Source organism: Segatella buccae ATCC 33574 (genome assembly GCF_000184945.1).
GTDB lineage: Bacteria > Bacteroidota > Bacteroidia > Bacteroidales > Bacteroidaceae > Prevotella > Prevotella buccae.
In genome coordinates, this window is record NZ_GL586311.1 from 2,261,076 (window position 1) to 2,280,174 (window position 19,099).

The window sequence follows — 19,099 nt, forward strand, 5'->3', positions numbered from 1 at the left end:
AAGAACTGTTTTCGGGCCCGAAAGTGTGTCAATAAAATTCAATCGTCTGATTGTCAGCGTTTTAAAAACATCACCAAAATTGCTCATTTGCGCCCGAGTGGGTTGCTCGTTGCAAATATCGCAAACAGAGAGGCCGAAAACGAACAAATAGTTTTACAACCGCTCAACCGGAAGCATGGTCGCCATCTACAATTTAAACTTGTTCTTGCGTTTGGCCCTTTGCGGTGTCATTCCATGAAAAGAACTGAGACCGATGCCCCCACCTTTGGCCACGCCACGATATTCAGCCCAACGATTACGAATACGGTCGACATAATCCACCGTTTCATTGCCGCGCATGTATCCATACTTGACAATGGGGGCATTGTAGAACCGGGCTTCCCGCAGTTTCAGGACAAATTCGGCCACTTCCCCCCAGTTGTGCGCATTTCGTCCTTCCCTCCGGGCCAAGGCCATGGCATCGCGTATATGGTGGTAACCGCCATTATAACTGGCCAACACAAACCAGCATCGCTGTCCCGGGTCGGCAATATCATTGAAAAGTCCTCCCAATTCGGCCATATAGCGTGCCGAGGCTGCAATATTGTCTTCCGGATTATGGATTTGACTGATGGGAAGTCCCAAATGCGCTGCTGTGCCGGGCATAATTTGCATCAATCCCAAAGCTCCTGCCCATGAACGAGCTTTCGGATCAAAACAACTCTCCTGATAACATTGGGCAGCCATCATCCGCCAATCCATCCGGGCCATGGGAGCATACATCTGAAAATAGCGATCATATTCGGAGATGACACCTTTGGAACGATTGAGCATGGGAGAATAGACATGGCGAATGACACTGCGCGAACTAAGCATGAAACTTTCTTCACTTTTCACCTCGGCGATCATATCGGGGCGGAACCAGTTGTTGAGAGTGTCGGCCAATTCCTTGTTGTCTTTCTTCACTGCCCATTGCACTTGCAAAGAATCTATTCCGGCTCCACAAAATTGCAAGTCGCCCTTGGTGGTCTTCGGGAGCGGAAAGGCTATCACGTCGCCATCGCCTTTGGCCAATCTTTTTACCATCTCCGCCGTATCCTTACAGACTTCCACGCGCAACGAAACGCCAAGCTTTTGGGCAAACTTTTCACAAAGAAGATATTGGAGTCCCATCCCGTGATCATGATAGTCATAATAGGTTTCCGGGCCGCTGATGGTGAGCATAATCAACTCGCCGTTCTTGATAATATCCGGCAAAGAGAAGTTACCTGTGGCTTCAGCCGTATCGGCATCTTCGGTGAGCGTTGTCCCCCATGGAGTGACAACCGGCTGCTGGTTGCTCTGACAAGCAATCAGCATAAAAACCGAAAATACTATCAATAAATATTCTTTCATAACCAAATTCCCGACAAAAATACAATATTTTTTGCAAATACGGAGATAAAAACGTAATTTTGCAATGTTTTATTTAGAAAATAATAGGTATGTTGCGAATAGCTATTCAATCCAAGGGTCGTCTTTTCGATGACACAATGAATCTGCTTGCTGAAGCGGATATAAAAGTAAGCGCTTCCAAGCGGACTCTTTTAGTGCAGTCGTCCAACTTTCCTTTGGAAGTCCTCTATCTGCGTGACGATGATATTCCACAAAGTGTGGCCAACGGTGTAGCCGACATTGGGGTCGTAGGAGAAAATGAGTTCGTGGAGCGCAACGAAAACGCTCAGATCATTTCCCGTCTCGGTTTCAGCCGATGCCGGCTCAGTTTGGCCATTCCTAAAGAAATCAACTATACCGGGCTCGATTGGTTTAATGGGAGGAAAATTGCGACTTCCTATCCCAACATACTTCGCAACTTCATGCTCAAAAGAGGAATACAGACTGATATTCATGTAATTACGGGCTCTGTTGAAATCAGTCCGGGAATCGGTCTGGCCGATGGCATTTTTGACATCGTGAGCAGCGGTTCTACCCTCGTCAGCAACAACCTTCGGGAGGTGGAAGTTGTTATGAAAAGCGAAGCCGTGCTCATTGGTAATTGGAATATGGATGAAGAAAAACACCGGATTCTCAATGAGATGTTGTTCCGCTTCGAGGCCGTGCGTTCTGCCCAAGACAAGAAATACGTGATGCTGAATGCTCCTAAAGACCGTATCAAAGAGATTACAAGCGTATTGCCCGGCATCAAGAGTCCTACCATCATTCCTTTGGCCGACGACAACTGGTGCTCTATCCATACCGTGCTTGACGAAAAACGCTTTTGGGAAATCATCGGCAAGCTGAAAGACCTCGGTGCACAAGGAATACTTGTAACCCCCATTGAAAAAATGATATTGTAGAATCTTGTCCGGTCTCCAACCGGACTTTTGTTCTTTCAAGAAATTATGAGAATCATAAGGTATCCTGCAAAAACAGAATGGAAACAGATTGCTGAACGTCCACACATGGATGTGTCACAACTAAATGCAACCGTCTGTCAAGTGTTGGCAGAAGTCAAGGCTCATGGTGATGAGGCTGTAAAACGCTACGAGAAACTGTTCGACCATGCTGATCTTGAGCTTCTGGCCGTAAGTGAAGCCGAGATGAACGAGGCGGAAGCACTTGTAAGCGAAGAACTGAAAGAAGCCCTTGTCTTGGCTCATCGCAACATAGCCCGTTTCCATGAGGCGCAGCAGTTTACCGGTACCAAAATAGAGACTGCCAAAGGGGTCTGTTGCTGGCAAAAGAGTGTCGCAATCGAGAAAGTGGGCCTCTACATTCCCGGAGGTACGGCCCCCCTTTTTTCAACGGTGCTGATGTTGGCCACTCCTGCCAAGATCGCCGGTTGCAAAGAGATTGTACTCTGCACCCCTCCCAACCGTGAGGGGAAAGTAAACCCGGCCATTCTGGTTGCCGCACGCATCGCGGGGGTCGGCAAGATATTTAAAACAGGTGGTGTACAAGCAATAGGTGCTATGGCCTACGGTACGGAAAGCGTACCAAAGGTATATAAGATTTTCGGCCCGGGAAATCAATATGTAATGGCAGCCAAGCAGCAGGTTGCATTATACGATGTGGCTATTGATATGCCGGCCGGCCCTTCGGAAGTATGCGTCATAGCCGACGAGAGTTGCAATCCGGAATACGTGGCTGCCGACTTGCTGTCACAGGCCGAACATGGGGTTGACTCCCAAGTGATCCTCATCACAACAGATGCAGGAATGTTACAAAAAGTGCAGGAAGCGTTAAGCAGCCAACTTGAAACTCTTCCGCGCAAAGATATTGCTGCCAAGACTTTGGAAAATTCCAAACTTATATTGGTCGCTAACACGCAAGAGGCCATAGACTTGAGTAACGTTTACGCCCCGGAACATCTCATTATAGCAACATCCGATTATAAAGATTTGACTGATAAAGTGGTCAACGCCGGTAGCGTCTTTTTGGGAAATTTCGCTTGTGAGAGTGCCGGAGACTATGCCAGTGGAACCAATCATACGCTCCCTACGCATGGATATGCACTTGCCTACAATGGGGTGAACCTCGACAGCTATATTCGTAAAGTCACTTTCCAACATCTTACGGCCGACGGTGTGCGGTCGATAGGTAAAGCAGTTGTGTGTATGGCTGAAAACGAGTTGCTCGAAGCCCATGCGAACGCCATGAGACTGAGAATGAAAGATGTGTTATAACGGATACGCTAAGATTTAATTGACAAACGGAAATGAAATCACTGCAACAACTTTGTAGACCCAATATTTGGAGCTTGTCACCCTACTCAAGCGCACGGAATGAGTATTCCGGTCATACGGCCCATGTCTTTCTTGATGCCAACGAGAATCCTTACAACGCCCCACTCAACAGATACCCGGATCCTCTTCAACAAGAAGTGAAAAACAAGTTGGAGAAAATAAAGGGCATTCCCGCCTCAAACATCTTTCTCGGCAATGGTAGCGATGAAGCCATTGACTTGCCTTATCGCATTTTCTGTGAGCCTAAGATAGACAATGTTGTTGCCATCGAACCAACTTACGGAATGTATAAGGTGTGTGCCGACATTAACAACGTTGAATACCGACCGGTATTGCTTGATGATAACTTTCAAACAACTTCGGAAAAACTTCTCGGTGCGTGCGACGAGCATACAAAACTGATATGGATATGTTCGCCCAACAACCCTACGGGCAACCTCATACACAGAGAGACCATCCTCAGTGTTATAGATCGATTTGAAGGTATTGTCATTGTAGATGAAGCCTACAGTGACTTTTCGTCAGAACAGCCATTGCGCGCACGGTTGGGCAAATATCCCAACCTCATCGTCCTGAACACCATGAGCAAAGCATGGGGAATGGCTGCTATCAGAATGGGGATGGCATTTGCCTCAGAAGAAATCATTGGATTATTCAATAAGGTGAAATATCCGTATAACATCAACCAACTGGCACAAGAACAAGCACTGGAGGCCCTGAATGATCCTTTCGGAGTGGATGAGTGGGTAAGGCTTCTCCTCCGTGAGCGCGGAAGAGTGATGACCGCTTTCCGAGAACTTCCCATTTGTACAAAGGTGTATCCGACAGAAGCCAACTTCTTTTTGGCTTGCATGACAGATGCACAAACCATCTATGACTATTTGGTGTCTAAGGGTATCATTGTCCGCAATCGCACACATGTGGCTCTGTGCGGAAATTGCCTTCGGGTCACTGTTGGCAAGAAAGGTGAAAACAATGAACTTCTGGCAGCATTAAGACAATATCAGGTATAAAAATGAAATACTTTATTATTGATAACAACGAGCAACGAGGCCCGTTTACCATTGACGAGCTTTATCATCTGCACATCACCTCTGAAACTTTAGTGTGGAATGAAACGATGACCGATTGGACTCCGGCATGGAAAGTGCAGGAACTCAAATATATTCTTGAACAGCAACATCAGCCCCCTACTCCGCCGACTTTCAACCAGCCGGATAATAGCAGGCAATCAGCCACCTCACAAGATGGAAGGGAGCGGATACAAGGACAAGGTACCCAATCGGAAGGTAATTTCACCCACCACCAACAAAATGACACCTTAGTTAAGAAAAAAGACCATAGCAAGACCGCACTGTTGGCATGTATCGTCGGTATTCTCCTTATTGCTTTATTTTCATCCACATGCCCGAACAAGAAAAAGCATACAGAGGCCATCAAGTCGGAAATCACTTCGGTCATTGATAAGATACAAGAAAATAACGACGAGCAGGATCTGTTTTCCATGGGGCTTGACTTGATTGCCAAGACAGTCACTTCCAACCTTGTCAACACAATTCTTGACCAGTCCTTACAGATTAAGGGCTACATTCTCTTCAACAAAGGAGTCATCGCGCTCAATGGAAAGGAATATACAGTCTCTTATGGCTTGCTCGGTCATGTATTCACAGCCAGTGACGAAATCATCTTGAAAATACTCCAAAAAGGGGAAGGAGAGGAAACAGAGCCTGCTTCTATGTTGCAAGGGCATGAAGACTCTAAAGGAGAAAGTTTCTCCAAAAATGAGAAGGATGCCCCCAACACCTCTGAAAGTCAATCCGATGATGATGACAACAGCACTACATCCGTCGGCAAGGCCTTTAAGGACAAGGTCATCACTTCCGTTGGTGACCGGGTGAAAGAAAAGATTCAAGAAGATAATGACAGTACAACCAGTTCTGGTATCAACCGTATTGTTGATGCCATTATGGACTTCTTGAAAGGAAGTTAGCCCCTTACAGAACAAGACCATTCAAGCTTAAAGTCCGACATTCCGATCATGCGAATGTCGGACTTTTCTGTCAATGAGCAATCGCTTTCACGACATAGAATTTGCAACAAAATCTTCTCCCATCAATCATCATTAAGTGATGCTGCACGAACCCGGCTTAGAGTTTCAGGCGTCATTTGCAGATAATTGGCAATGAATACCAACGGGGCACGCAGAATAACCTGCGGATTAAGTTCGCACATTTTTTTATATCTGTTTTGAGCACTCTCAAAACGCACGAGGTCGGCATGGACTTGTGAGATAATCAAACTTTCCTCCAATATCTTACGGTAGAGCATCTGGATGTTGACATTGTGCATGGCCTCTTCTTCAAGCCGTTTCTTGGGCAACGCATAGACCAATGTCTGTTCCAATGCCTCCACTTGAAGTCTGGTCGGCTGCTCACGGAAAAGGCTCTCTATGCACATAAAGATGGTATGATCCTCTCCCAAGTGTTCTGTCACTTCTTTGCCGTTTTTGAAATAGAACTGACGGATAAGCCCATGTTCAATATAATAAATATTCTTGCATACCTCGCCCTCGCTCAGAATCATTTCCCCTTTAGCATATTTCATCGGCACAAGGATACTCTCCAATGTGTCAAGCTCGTTGTGGGTCATGGTACTGTACTTTCTTGCTAACTCACGTGCGATATCACGGGTAGTGACGATAGTCTGTTTCATACTTGTCCTCTCTTTCCTTAATTTATGGATTTTATGGATTAGGTCAATCAGTCCAATTTCAAGACTGCAAGGAATGCTTTCTGTGGTACTTCCACATTACCTATCTGCTTCATGCGCTTTTTACCTTTCTTTTGCTTTTCGAGCAATTTGCGCTTGCGACTCACATCTCCTCCGTAGCACTTAGCCGTCACATCCTTACGCACGCACTTCACTGTTTCGCGCGCCACAATTTTAGCACCGATCGCAGCTTGGATGGCAATGTCAAACTGCTGACGTGGTATCAGGTCTTTCAACTTCTCACACATACGCCTGCCAAAGGTTACGGCATTGTCTGCATGGGTGAGCGTACTTAGGGCATCCACAGGTTCACCGTTCAGCAAAATGTCAAGCTTGGCCAGCTTTGAAGGACGAAATCCGTCCACATGATAGTCGAAAGAAGCATAGCCCTTGGAAATGCTTTTCAACTTATCGTAGAAGTCTATCACGATTTCTCCCAAGGGCAACATGAAGTGCAGTTCCACGCGATTGCCACTAACATACTCTTGATTGATAAGTTCGCCGCGCTTGTCAAGACAAAGCTTCATGATAGGCCCGATGAAATTGGCATCCGTAATGATCGTAGCACGGATATATGGCTCTTCAATATGGTCTATCAATGTTTGCTCAGGCAGTCCGGATGGATTATGCACCTCCTTTTCTCCCCCCTGCTTGTCATATACCATGTAACTCACATTAGGCACGGTCGTAATCACATCCATATTAAATTCACGATCGAGCCTCTCCTGCACGATCTCCATGTGGAGAAGCCCAAGAAAACCACAACGGAAACCAAACCCTAAAGCCACTGACGACTCGGGAGAGAATGTCAACGAAGCATCATTCAACTGTAGTTTCTCCAACGATGCACGGAGGTTCTCATAGTCGTTGGGATCTATCGGATAGACACCTGCAAACACCATCGGTTTCACTTCCTGAAATCCGGCAATGGCCTTGGCACACGGATTATTCACCTGTGTTATCGTGTCACCCACTTTCACTTCCTTGGCATCCTTAATACCGGAAATGATATATCCCACTTCACCGGTGCCAAGTTCTTGACGGGGAATCATATCCATCTTCAACACCCCTACTTCATCGGCGGTATATTCCATGCCTGTGTTGAAGAACTTCACCTTGTCTCCTTTGCGAATAATGCCGTTTTCTATCTTAAAATAAGCGATGATGCCACGGAATGAATTAAACACAGAGTCAAAAATCAAAGCCTGCAACGGTGCCTTCTCGTCACCTTCCGGATGCGGCACTCTGTTAACAACGGCCTTAAGAATATCTTCTACGCCTTCCCCCGTTCTGCCCGAAGCGCGAATGATGTCAGAACGCTCGCATCCTATGAGATCGATGATTTCGTCTTCCACCTCGTCGGGCATGGCACTCGGCATATCTATCTTATTGATGACGGGAATGATTTCCAAATCATGATCAATGGCCATATAAAGATTGGAAATTGTCTGTGCCTGCACCCCCTGGGTGGCATCGACCACCAGGAGAGCACCTTCACACGCAGCAATGCTGCGTGAAACCTCATACGAAAAGTCCACATGCCCCGGGGTATCTATCAGGTTCAGAACGTATCTTTCGCCTTCCAGCCTATATTCCATCTGTATGGCATGGCTTTTGATGGTGATTCCACGTTCTTTTTCCAAGTCCATATCATCCAGCATCTGCCCATTAGTGATTTGAATGGTGTTGGTTTTCTCCAACAACCGATCAGCAAGAGTCGACTTGCCATGATCGATATGAGCGATAATACAGAAATTCCGGATATTATTTATATTGTCCATCTATCTTTTAACTTCACAATTTTGTGCAAATATACAAAGAAAAATCGGAAAATCTTCGTATATTTGCACAAAATAAGACTTGAAAGAAACGATGAGAAAACAAATTATCCATATCAGATTGCTTCCCCTATTATTTGCTGCATCCGGCTTTCTGGTGTCATGCGGTGAATCTCTTGAAGACCGTGCGGCTCGAGAGGCCAAAGAATTTACGGAAAAGTTTTGTCCGACACCGGTACAAAATGATGAGAGCACCGATTCTCTCACTTTCGACAAACACACAAAAACCTATACCTACTATCGCACATTGAGTGGGCCGGCCGATAATGCGCCTGTCATCAACGCCAACCGTACAAAACTTGTAGCAACACTCCTCGAAGCCTTGAAAAACGATCCCGGTTCCAAGAAATATAAGGAAGCCGACTTTAATTTCCACTTTGTGTATCGTTCCAAATCAAATGGAAACATCTTGTTTGAAACGACTTTGGGAAATAAAGACTATCAATGACTTAGTAAGCTATAACAAAGCCGCCCCACTCTCCGATTGAGAATGGGGCGGCTTTGTTTCAGGAAGTTTATTCTTCTGTGATTTCTTCCGGTTTCATGTTGGTATAGACCGTTTGCACATCGTCAAACTCCTCCAACTTCTCGATCATCTTGTCGATTGTCTCGCGCTCTTCAGGCGTTACATCTTTCAGATCGTTAGGAATGCGTGTAAACTCGGCCCCGGTTACTTCAAAGCCTTCTGCTTCCAAATGCTTTTGAATGTCACCGAAACTGGTAGGTGCACCGTAAATGGTTACCTCACCGGTCTCTTCGTCTTCATCATATTCGTCTTCAACTCCAAAGTCGATCAGATCGAGAATCAACTCGTCCATATCCATGCCCTCTTTCTTCTTGAAAGTAAACACACACTTATGGTCGAAAAGGAATGAGAGACTGCCCTGATTGCCCAGGTTGCCCGAAAACTTGTTGAAAATAGAACGTACATCGGCAACGGTGCGGGTAGTATTGTCGGTCAGTGTGTCGACAAACACGGCAATTCCGTGAGGACCATAGCCCTCGTATGTCACCTCCTTGTATTCGCTCTGGTCCTTGCCCATCGCGTTTTTGATAGCACGCTCGATATTGTCCTTCGGCATATTCTCACGCTTGGCATTGGCAATAATGGCACGAAGAGTCGGGTTGTTCTCCGGCTCCGGTCCACCGGCCTTTACGGCAATCGCGATCTGCTTGCCAAGTTTTGTAAATGTCTTGGCCATGTGTCCCCACCGCTTCAATTTAGCGGCCTTACGATATTCAAATGCTCTTCCCATTGGAGTAACTTTTAAATTTTATGATTATGATTCTGTTTTTGTTTTCCAAATTGTCCTTATCTCAATTCAGCTCCCAGCTTAGTAGTCAGATTCTTGATGAGTTTTTGCATGATAGCATCAATGGCCTTGTCATTCAGCGTCTTGGTGTCATCTTGCAAGATGAAATTGACTGCATAGCTCTTTTTGCCCTCAGGGAGATTCCTGCCTTGGTAGACATCAAAGAGTTCTACTTTCTTCAGCAATTTCTTCTCTGTCTGGCGAGCCACCTGTTCTATTTCGGCAAACTCCACGCCATTGTCTATCAGCAGAGCCAAATCGCGGCTGACTGCGGGATATTTGCTGATCTCCGTAAACACAAGTTCATTTTTCTTAATGGCCTTCATCACATTGTCGAAATTGATGTCGGCAAAGTAGACATCCTGCGACAAGTCGAATGTCTTCTTGATTTTCAGGTCTACAATGCCCAATTCTGCAAGCGCCTTGCCGCCACGAGTCATCATGGAAAGTCCTTTAGAGAAAATGTTGTTTTCGCTCTTTTGTACCACCACGGCCCCGGCTCCTACACCGGCACGCCGGAAGATGTTTTCCACGTAGGCCTTCAGTTCATAGAAGGTACTGTCTTCCGTGGGATGTATCCAACTGCCTTCGATGTGCTTGCCGGTCACCCAAAGTGCAATGTGGGTCTCTTGCGTGTAGCCCTTAACAGGATTCTCGGCACTCCACTTGTCCTTATCATAATGGTAGCAGTTGCCGGTCTCGAAGAAACGAAGATTGCCACTCTTGCGGTTCACGTTGCGCACAATGCTTTCCAAACCACCGAATAGCATGGTCTGGCGCATCACCCCAAGGTCAGCACTCAACGGATTCATCAGCTTCACGGTATGTTCCTCGGTATAAGCATTCAGGTTGAGGTCTGTGTAATAGGATAATTTGGAAAGCGAGTTGTTGAGAATCTCATTAAATCCACAACCTACAAGCTGTTCACCGATAAGATTCTGTAACTTGTTCTTCCGGTCTTCATCCCCCGCTATCGTCAACGAACTTTTAAGCTGTGTCGGAATCTCCACATTATTATATCCATAGATGCGCAAAATGTCTTCCACCACATCGCAGGGGCGTTGCACATCCACCCGATAGGCAGGCACGAGAAGCCTCAAGCCCGTCTCCGTCTCCACCTCAATCTTCATCTCAAGTGAGGTCACAATGTTTTTGATGGTCTCTTTTCCTATCTTCTTGCCGATGAGATTGTACACGTAGTCGTAGTTCAGTTCAACAAGTGTACCGTTGATAGGCTCCGGATAGACATCCTTAATATCCATGCTCACCTTGCCACCGGCCAGTTGCCTGCAGAGGATGGCAGCCTGCTTGAGTGCATACACCGTGTTGTCGGGATCGACGCCGCGCTCAAAGCGATAGCTGGAATCGGTGCTGAGGCCATGTCGGCGGGCACTCTTTCGTATCCATGTCGGATGGAAATAGGCACTTTCAAGCACCACATTGCGCGTGGTCTCATAGGTTCCGCTTCCCTTGCCGCCAAAAATACCGGCGATGCACATTGGGGCTTCGGCATTGCAAATGCTCAAGTCGTGCTCGCCAAGCGTATGCTCTTCCCCGTCGAGAGTGACAAATTTGGTTCCTTCCGGTTGGGTGCGCACCACAATCTTGTGTCCCACCACCATGTCTGCATCAAAGCAGTGCATCGGTTGTCCATAAGCCATCATCACATAGTTGGTGATGTCTACAATATTGTTGATAGGGCGCAGCCCGATGACCCGCAACTTGTTTTGCAGCCACTCCGGACTTTCCTTCACCTCACAATCGGTAATGCTCACACAGGCATAACGCTTGCAGGCCTCCTTGTTTTCGATTTCCACATCTATGGGCAGGCTGTGGTCGTCCACCTTGAACGCCTCGCAGTCAGGACGATGCAGCGACGTGGTGTGGCCATTCTGCACCAGCCAGGCATAAAGGTCGCGAGCCACACCGTAGTGAGAAAGCGCATCCGAGCGATTGGCTGTGATGTCTATTTCTATCACCCAGTCGCTCTCCAGATGATAATATTCCGCTGCAGGCTGTCCCACCGGTGCGTCTTCGGGCAGAACGATGATTCCGGCATGGTCGGTGCCAACGCCTATCTCGTCTTCAGCACAAATCATTCCGAAAGATTCCACACCACGCAGTTTGCTTTTTTTGATGGTAAACTCCTGTTCGCCATCATAGAGCACGCATCCCAAGTCTGCGACAATCACCTTTTGGCCGGCAGCCACATTGGGAGCCCCGCACACAATCTGCTGCGGCTCGCCCTTGCCCAAATCCACCGTCGTGACATGAAGGTGATCGCTATTGGGGTGAGGCTCACACGTAAGTACCTTGCCTACGAAAAGCCCTTTCAGTCCGCCTTTGACCGTTTGCACTTCTTCGAGAGCATCAACTTCCAATCCGCAAGAGGTCAGTGCGTCTGCCGTTTCTTGAGGGGTAAGGTCAAAGTCGACGTATTCTTTAAGCCATTTGTAAGAAATGTTCATTCTATCGCTTTTTTATATTCACAAAACGATGCAAAAGTACGAATTTTTAGGCATTAATACAAAGTTTGCAAAGAATATTTCATAAATGTCGGGGATTTTCAGAAGAATATTTTATACCTTTGCGAGCGGCAGCCGATGGCAGGCCGACTGATGCAGATGGGCACACTCTCTGCATCCAAGGCCTCATGACGGAAAATAGCCGACAGGAAACATTTGAATCATTTATACAAAACGACGAAAGCATGAGATTATCCGGAAGACGCGAAAGCAATCATGTTGAAGACCGGCGCGGCATGGGTGCCGGTGCCAAGGCAGGCATTGGAGGCATTGGCGGAGTTATCCTCATAGCCCTCCTCACGCTGTTGGGCGGTGGTGACCTGGGGGATGTGGTCAACAATGTAGTGACACAGGAGATGCAACAAAGCCGCATGACGGAGGCCCAAGCACCCAACCAACGGGAGTTTACCGAAGAGGAGCAGGAACTGGCTAAATTTTCCCGACAGATACTGGCCGGCACCGAAGATGTTTGGACGGAAGAATTCAAGAAAATGGGCCGGCAATACGTGCCGCCTACCCTCGTACTCTTTACCAACAGTGTGCAGAGTGCTTGTGGAGGCGCAACTTCGTCGGTGGGGCCTTTCTATTGTTCGGCCGACCAAAAGCTCTATATCGACCTGTCCTTCTTTTCGTCGATGAAAAGCCAACTCGGAGCTGACGGAGATTTCGCCTACGCCTACGTCATAGCCCACGAGGTGGGCCATCATGTGGAATATTTGTTGGGGATTCTCGACCGGGCCCACCAACAGATGAACCAAGTGGGCAAAGCCGAAGCCAACCGCATCAGTGTCAGACTGGAGCTGTTGGCCGACTACTATGCGGGCGTTTGGGCACACTACGACAACGAGCGGTTCCAATCTCTCGAACCGGGAGATATCGAGGAGGCTGTCGACTGTGCGCAAAAAATCGGGGATAACTATTTGCAAGAAAAGGCGCGGGGCTACAGTGTGCCCGAAAGTTTCACTCACGGCACAAGCAAACAACGTATGAAATGGTTGAAACTCGGCCTTGAGAAAGGAGACATAAATATAACAACTTTTGACAAAAGCGATGCAGAATTATAGCATCACTGCCATCCCACACACCCAACCACAATGGGGGAGCATCTTATTTGCAGATGCTCCCCCGTTGCTATTTCACACAGCCCAGCGGGTTCCACGCATCGACGGTACGTATAAGCCGTTGCACGGAATATTCATAACCACTCTGAAAAACAATTCGATACACCGCCCAACTTTTGCCGGAACGCACAGCTTTGGCATGAAAGCGATAGTTTTTAAAATCTCTGCCATCCTCCTGGAAGTCACCGTCTAATATCACTTCCCCTGTCTCATTCTTTTTCTTTTTGGCTTGTGGGAAAACGTGTTCAATGGACCGGCAGACAAAGGTATCTATCGCTATGTTGGTGAGACCGTGATAGGCGAATCGCTTTGCGCCGCTCCCGTCATCTTCCTCCACCCCAAAAAACTTGGGGTAGACTATGTCGTAGCCGTATTGTTCGTCATGATAGGTCTTCATCTCCGCTTGGTTGATTTCGTCATGAAGTATGTCTTCCAGACTTCTCATCCTTCCTTCATAAAGTCCGTCGGCCAATATCATAAGCACAATCCAACCGCCCATCATCCACAAGATATGTTTCATAAAGCATTCTATTTGACAATTCCCATATCGGAAATCGGTTATTCATGTCCTTATCATTTCCCCTCAACGCTCTTTATACAGACCTTTTGAAAAAGGGTTCTACCGCATCAGGTTAAAGTATTACTGTAAAAAGATAATTGAAAGTACCACCTATTCTATCATCCCTCGCAACGTTGGGGATTGATATACGCATAAATGATTTCCCTTTTTGCAAAAATACATATTTTTCTCTCTTGGCACAAGCCTTTTAACATTTTTATTTTTGCACCTCGCCCGAACACAAAAAGAGTCAGAGGCTCATCGGCAGAATGCCTGCCGGAGCAGGCCCCACCATTTCTACAGGCCGGATCGGTATATAGCAAGAAACCTATCGAAAAAGAGAAAAGGCTTTACACGATTTTATTTTGAGAAAGTATAGCAAGGTTTCCCAGCTTATTCAAAAAGCGAAAATCACAGGAGTTCCATCTCCATCCGGGCCAAACAACATTGCAAAAGAGCCACACTTGGAAGGTCGTTTGGGCTAAACCAAAACCTCAAAAGGGCTCCCTTGTATGGTCGTTCGGGCCTGATAACAGCCCATGGCAAGGGTTAAAGAGTTGGCAGACTGTTGGAACTAAAAAAAGAGGAGCACGTGCATACTCCTCTTGCCAATGCAAAGATAATATGTAAATAGGGCATCTGCAAATGGAGATGAAACTTCTTTTACAATTCATCCTCGCTGCCGGCCACTCTCCATCTGCAATGACCCGTTCCGATTGGGCATGGCCTAAAGTGCATTCAGATAGGCTGCACAACTGTCAGCACACCGCTCTCCATCGATGCCCGCCGAAACGATGCCACCGGCATAGCCGGCCCCTTCTCCGCAGGGGAACAGTCCGGCTACACGCAAATGTTGCAAAAGCCCGGCATCACGCACAATGCGCACCGGACTGGAAGTGCGCGTCTCAATGGCGATGAGTACGGCTTCGTCGGTCAGGAACCCGTGGCTGCGCCGCCCGAAGGCTTTGAAACCTTCTTGCAGCCGACGACTGATGAAGGCAGGCAACCAAAAATGAAGCGGACTCGAAATCAACCCGGGAGCATAACTCGACTTGGGCAAATCATAACTCAACCGATTGTTCACAAAGTCGGCCATGCGCTGGGCCGGAGCTGTCTGCCGCATGTTGCCTTGTTGCCAGCAGTCACGCTCCATGCGTTCCTGAAAGCGCATCAACCGCAAAGCGTCATTCTGCGTCGCCACTTCATCGCTGCCATTCTCTCCTGTCAATGACGGGTCGTCCATGTCTTCCGGTCGCACTTCCACCACCATGCCGCTGTTGCTCCATGCCGTGCCCCGATTGCTGGGACTCATGCCGTTGACGACTATCTGCTGTGGCCCCGTGGCGGCAGGAATGACGAAACCTCCGGGGCACATGCAGAACGAATAGACTCCCCGACCGTCGACTTGTTCGACAAACGAATATTCGGCGGCAGGAAGATACTGTCCCCTGCCCTGCCTGTTATGATATTGTATTTGGTCTATCAGCAGCGAAGGGTGTTCCAGTCTGACACCCACAGCAATGCCCTTGGGTTCCATCTCAATCTTGGCTTCTGCCAGATAGCGGTAGACGTCGCGGGCAGAGTGACCCGTGGCCAAAATGACCGGCCCGCGGAACTCTCTCTCTTGTGGGGCAGAGGGAAGGCCGTCAGCTTCTCCGACAGATACCGCCTCCACCCCCACAGCCTTGTCACCTTGAAGGATGAGACGCACCATTTTCGTCTGGAAATGCACCTCACCCCCACATTCGAGAATGGTGTTGCGCATGTTCTCTATCACCCGTGGCAGTTTGTCGGTGCCGATATGCGGATGCGCGTCAGCCAGAATGGAAGTGGATGCCCCATGCTGGCAAAACACATTCAGTATCTTGTCTACACTGCCCCGCTTCTTGCTTCGGGTGTAGAGTTTGCCGTCGGAATAGGCACCGGCACCTCCTTCCCCGAAACAATAGTTGCTCTCGCCATCCACTTTTTGTGTTTTGGTGATGAGCGAAAGGTCTTTCTTGCGCTCTCGCACATTCTTTCCACGCTCTATCACAATGGGACGAAGCCCCTGCTCTATCAGCCGCAAGGCGGCAAACAGTCCGCCGGGACCGGCTCCCACCACAATGACCGGCTTCCCGTTCCGCACATCGGGATAGTCGGTATGCACATACTCGTCGTCTTGTGGCAATTCATTGATATAGGCACGCACCTTCAGATTGACGAAAATGGTGCGCTGGCGGGCATCCACACTTTTCTTCAACACACGGATATGTTGGAGTGTGCGTACATCCAATCCTTTCTCCTTGGCGAGATATTGTTTGATGCTTTCTTCCTTGTATGCCACTTGAGGCAATACTCGAAGTTGATATTCTTCTATCATGACTGGTTGTTGGTTCTCCTTGTTTTATTTCATTTAATGTAAAGTTTTCCCATCTTTATCCGGCAAAAATAGCAATTTTATTTCACTTTCCGGTAAGGCTTTAGCATAAAAATGTGCAAAGATACAAGTGAAGGGAACAACAGGAAGAAAAAAACAAGAGGAACTGGCAAGGACAAAAAACAAGGAAGCTACGGAATCGGGACTTCAGTCTTACACTTTTGGAGCAATTCTGATACTCCAAAAAGACTGCTGCCACGACTCTGTAGCTTCCTTTAGCTTTGAAAAACTATTTTTCCATCTTCTTCAACAGCGAATAGGCATCATATATACCCAATTCGCCGGCCGTGCTGAGATCTTGTGCAGCCTCGCTTTCTTTCCCGGCTTTCATACGGGCCACACCACGGTTATAATAGGCTTCAGCCAAACGGTTGTCGAGTCGGATGGCTCGGGTGAAGTCATCAATGGCCTTCTGATATTCGCGTTGGCGGGCATGGAAATTACCACGGTTGTAATATAATAAGGCATTCTTGGGACTTCGGCGCAAAGCTTCATTGAGGTCATCGATGGCTCCGCGCACAAACATGGCACTGCTTATACCCTGCGAAGCATTGTACTCACCCATCATCGACTGGCACACGGCGCGTTGCCAATAAGCCAGCATTGATGTGGAGTCAATGTGGAGGTAGGATGTCAGGTCGTCGATAGCCTCATTAAAGTCTTGCATCACCGAATAGGCCACGGCGCGTTGGAACAGCAAATGTTTGGTCGCCTGCACATGATAGCTGCGCGCAATCTCTGTGGACAGACTGTCGATGAGCGAAAACAGCCGGCGCGTGTCGCCCTCCTGCAACTGTGTCGGATTGCAATTCACATAAAGGGTATTGAGCGGTTTGAATTGAAGATTAAACTGCTCTACTTGCGAGTCGAGCGAAGTACGACTGTTCACGCCATTGTTGTAAGGGAAATAAGAAAGCTGGTACATGGGCATAAACTCCACTTCCACACTACGGTTTTGCACGCGTCCGCGATATTCGCTCTTATATTCATGCTCGGTCTTCACCTCGTCGTCCACCACAATGGAATTATATTTGTCAAGATCTATCTCCGAACGCTTGCGTACCTGTTTCAGTTTGGCTTTGCTCCATCTGGGTTGTACTCCCACTTGCTTGTCCATCTGAGCCTTGAAAATGCGAAACTCGTCTTGTTCGGCCTTGCCTGTCATGCCCAAACGGCGATAGCAATTCGCCCGGTAGGACAAGCCTGTCCAAAAGTTGGGAAACTGATTGATAACAGCCGTATAGTCGTGTATGGCCGCCCGCAGGTTACCGGTCTTATCATGAAGAATGGCCCGATTGAAGATGGCCATTACATTTTGGGGCTCGTGTTGGACAACGAAGTCGAAATCTTTAATGGCTCGGTTGTCGTCGCCAAGCTGCATACGCAACAGTCCACGGTTATAGTGGCCGAGAAAGTTGTTGGGATCGAGGGTGAGGGCATTGTCATAATCATCCATTGCCCCCCGAAGATTGTTGTAATTGAGACGTGCCAAAGCCCGGCTGATATAATTGTTCACAACCTTGGGCGTGAGATGGATGGCCTTGCTTAAAAAGGTGTCGGCCTCTTTCCATTGGCGACGTGACAGGCTGATATGCGCCCGGGTGGTCCATGCACTCCCGTCGTATGGGTCGATGACCAGACTCTTATCAAGCCATTGGGCAGCCGAAGTGGTATCTTTCTGATGTAGGAATATCTCGGCTTTGAGCGAATAGGCATTGGCAAATTTCTGCCAGTTGGCTATCACGGTGTCCAATTCGAGTTGGGCTCCGTAATAGTCTTTGCCCTCCATGCGGCACAATGCGCGGTTGAACCAATAGTTGCGATTGCGCGGGGCTATCTTGATGGCATGTGTATAGTCATCAATCGCAGCCTGATAATTCTTCTGCCTGATGCGGCAAATGGCCCGCAAATCATATATACCGTCAATATAAGGGTTGATGTCGATAGCCTTTCCGGCATCGCGCTCGGCCCCGGCATAGTCATCGAGATTAAATTTTGCTATACCGCGATAGTACCAAGGTTCATATAGGTAAGGCTTGGCAGTGATTGCATGATTGAAATATTGGATGGAGAGCACATAGTCTTCATAATATAATGCGCTCCTGCCGGCTGTAATGAGCCTATCCACCCGATATTGGGCCGTGGCCGGCAATAAGGAAAAAACGGTAATCAACAAGAAAAAAGTTCTCTTCATATATCCTCAATACTTTTGTTCTTACTTTTTCACTTACACCCTTGCCGAGATACTCTCTAAACTTGCCGGGATTCTTCTACCAACACAACCGCCCCTCCGGGGGCACCCGCTATTTTTTCACTTTAGTGCGATAGTCACAGTGGAATTTTCCTTTCAGAATACCTTTCAACTTGTTGTTGATTAGACTCTTGCGGAGTGCCGAAATCCGGTCTACGAACATTTTGCCATCAAGATGGTCGAATTCATGCTGCATCACACGCGCCAAATAACCTTCCACCCACTCTTCATGTTCAACGAAGTCGGTGTCCCGATATTTCACACGGATGCGGGTGGGGCGTGTCACATTCTCATGAATGCCGGGAATGGAGAGGCATCCTTCCTCCATGGTTTCTTTTTTGCTATTTTCATCAAACTCCAATATGTGGGGATTGATATAACACTTGCGAAAGTCTTTATATTCCGGCAGGTCGTCGCTCAGCACATCAAGGTCGATCACTGCGATCCTAATAGATTTGCCTATCTGCGGAGCGGCCAAACCAACGCCTTCGCTGGCCGTAAGCGTCTCAAACATATCGGCAATCAATTCTTTCAACCCGGGATAGTCGGGCGTAATATCTTCGGCCACCTTTCTCAACACAGGCTGACCATATATATATA

At 47.7% G+C, this 19,099-nt stretch carries 15 protein-coding genes; 6 read left to right on the forward strand and 9 right to left on the reverse strand.

Annotated features, from left to right (window positions below):
- Positions 1-186: 186 nt before the first annotated feature.
- A complete protein-coding gene (locus HMPREF6485_RS08845; RefSeq protein ID WP_004346071.1) occupies positions 187-1,374 on the reverse strand; it encodes an MltF family protein in 1,188 nt (395 codons plus the stop codon).
- 89 nt (positions 1,375-1,463) lie between these two features.
- On the opposite strand from HMPREF6485_RS08845, the gene hisG reads away from it, so the two are divergent.
- From hisG to HMPREF6485_RS08865, 4 genes are read left to right on the forward strand one after another with little or no spacing between them, the layout of a single operon-like run.
- The gene (hisG, locus tag HMPREF6485_RS08850; protein ID WP_004341931.1) at positions 1,464-2,315 is read left to right on the forward strand and encodes an ATP phosphoribosyltransferase; all 852 of its coding nucleotides are present in this window, start codon (positions 1,464-1,466) and stop codon (positions 2,313-2,315) included.
- A gap of 45 nt (positions 2,316-2,360) precedes the next feature.
- The gene (gene hisD / locus HMPREF6485_RS08855) at positions 2,361-3,644 is read left to right on the forward strand and encodes a histidinol dehydrogenase (RefSeq protein WP_044125994.1); all 1,284 of its coding nucleotides are present in this window, start codon (positions 2,361-2,363) and stop codon (positions 3,642-3,644) included.
- A gap of 32 nt (positions 3,645-3,676) precedes the next feature.
- On the forward strand, positions 3,677-4,717 hold the full coding sequence (hisC, locus tag HMPREF6485_RS08860) for a histidinol-phosphate transaminase (protein ID WP_004346073.1): 1,041 nt from the start codon (positions 3,677-3,679) through the stop codon (positions 4,715-4,717).
- A 2-nt stretch (positions 4,718-4,719) separates the two neighbouring features.
- Positions 4,720-5,694 (forward strand): DUF4339 domain-containing protein, encoded by a 975-nt coding sequence (locus HMPREF6485_RS08865; protein ID WP_004346075.1) that lies wholly within the window; start codon positions 4,720-4,722, stop codon positions 5,692-5,694.
- Positions 5,695-5,816: 122 nt separating this feature from the next.
- On the opposite strand, the gene HMPREF6485_RS08870 is transcribed toward HMPREF6485_RS08865, so the two are convergent.
- Entirely contained in the window at positions 5,817-6,416 is a 600-nt protein-coding gene (locus tag HMPREF6485_RS08870) for a Crp/Fnr family transcriptional regulator (protein WP_004341925.1), read from the reverse strand.
- Between the two features lie 47 nt (positions 6,417-6,463).
- Positions 6,464-8,245, reverse strand: coding sequence for a translation elongation factor 4 (gene lepA, locus HMPREF6485_RS08875; protein ID WP_044126366.1), 1,782 nt, complete (start codon positions 8,243-8,245; stop codon positions 6,464-6,466).
- 100 nt (positions 8,246-8,345) lie between these two features.
- On the opposite strand from lepA, the gene HMPREF6485_RS08880 reads away from it, so the two are divergent.
- Complete coding sequence (locus HMPREF6485_RS08880; protein ID WP_004346077.1) at positions 8,346-8,759, forward strand: hypothetical protein; 414 nt, start codon at positions 8,346-8,348, stop codon at positions 8,757-8,759.
- 67 nt (positions 8,760-8,826) lie between these two features.
- Here the strand turns inward: HMPREF6485_RS08880 and HMPREF6485_RS08885 are convergent, their stop codons facing one another.
- Both HMPREF6485_RS08885 and pheT read right to left on the reverse strand, forming a co-directional pair.
- Positions 8,827-9,567 (reverse strand): YebC/PmpR family DNA-binding transcriptional regulator, encoded by a 741-nt coding sequence (locus HMPREF6485_RS08885; protein WP_004341921.1) that lies wholly within the window; start codon positions 9,565-9,567, stop codon positions 8,827-8,829.
- Between the two features lie 56 nt (positions 9,568-9,623).
- The gene (gene pheT, locus HMPREF6485_RS08890; protein WP_004346078.1) at positions 9,624-12,092 is read right to left on the reverse strand and encodes a phenylalanine--tRNA ligase subunit beta; all 2,469 of its coding nucleotides are present in this window, start codon (positions 12,090-12,092) and stop codon (positions 9,624-9,626) included.
- 242 nt (positions 12,093-12,334) lie between these two features.
- Between pheT and ypfJ the strand changes: the two genes are divergently transcribed.
- On the forward strand, positions 12,335-13,213 hold the full coding sequence (ypfJ, locus tag HMPREF6485_RS08895) for a KPN_02809 family neutral zinc metallopeptidase (RefSeq protein WP_044126368.1): 879 nt from the start codon (positions 12,335-12,337) through the stop codon (positions 13,211-13,213).
- Positions 13,214-13,280: 67 nt separating this feature from the next.
- On the opposite strand, the gene HMPREF6485_RS08900 is transcribed toward ypfJ, so the two are convergent.
- The 4 genes from HMPREF6485_RS08900 to def all read right to left on the reverse strand — a co-directional run.
- Positions 13,281-13,790, reverse strand: a complete 510-nt coding sequence (locus tag HMPREF6485_RS08900) for a hypothetical protein (protein WP_004346080.1) — start codon at positions 13,788-13,790, stop codon at positions 13,281-13,283.
- A 766-nt stretch (positions 13,791-14,556) separates the two neighbouring features.
- The gene (locus HMPREF6485_RS08905; protein ID WP_004346081.1) at positions 14,557-16,191 is read right to left on the reverse strand and encodes an NAD(P)/FAD-dependent oxidoreductase; all 1,635 of its coding nucleotides are present in this window, start codon (positions 16,189-16,191) and stop codon (positions 14,557-14,559) included.
- Between the two features lie 286 nt (positions 16,192-16,477).
- The gene (locus HMPREF6485_RS08910; protein ID WP_004346082.1) at positions 16,478-18,442 is read right to left on the reverse strand and encodes a tetratricopeptide repeat protein; all 1,965 of its coding nucleotides are present in this window, start codon (positions 18,440-18,442) and stop codon (positions 16,478-16,480) included.
- A 109-nt stretch (positions 18,443-18,551) separates the two neighbouring features.
- Positions 18,552-19,099, reverse strand: a 548-nt coding sequence (gene def, locus HMPREF6485_RS08915; RefSeq protein ID WP_004346083.1) for a peptide deformylase, incomplete at its 5' end; no start/stop codon positions are given.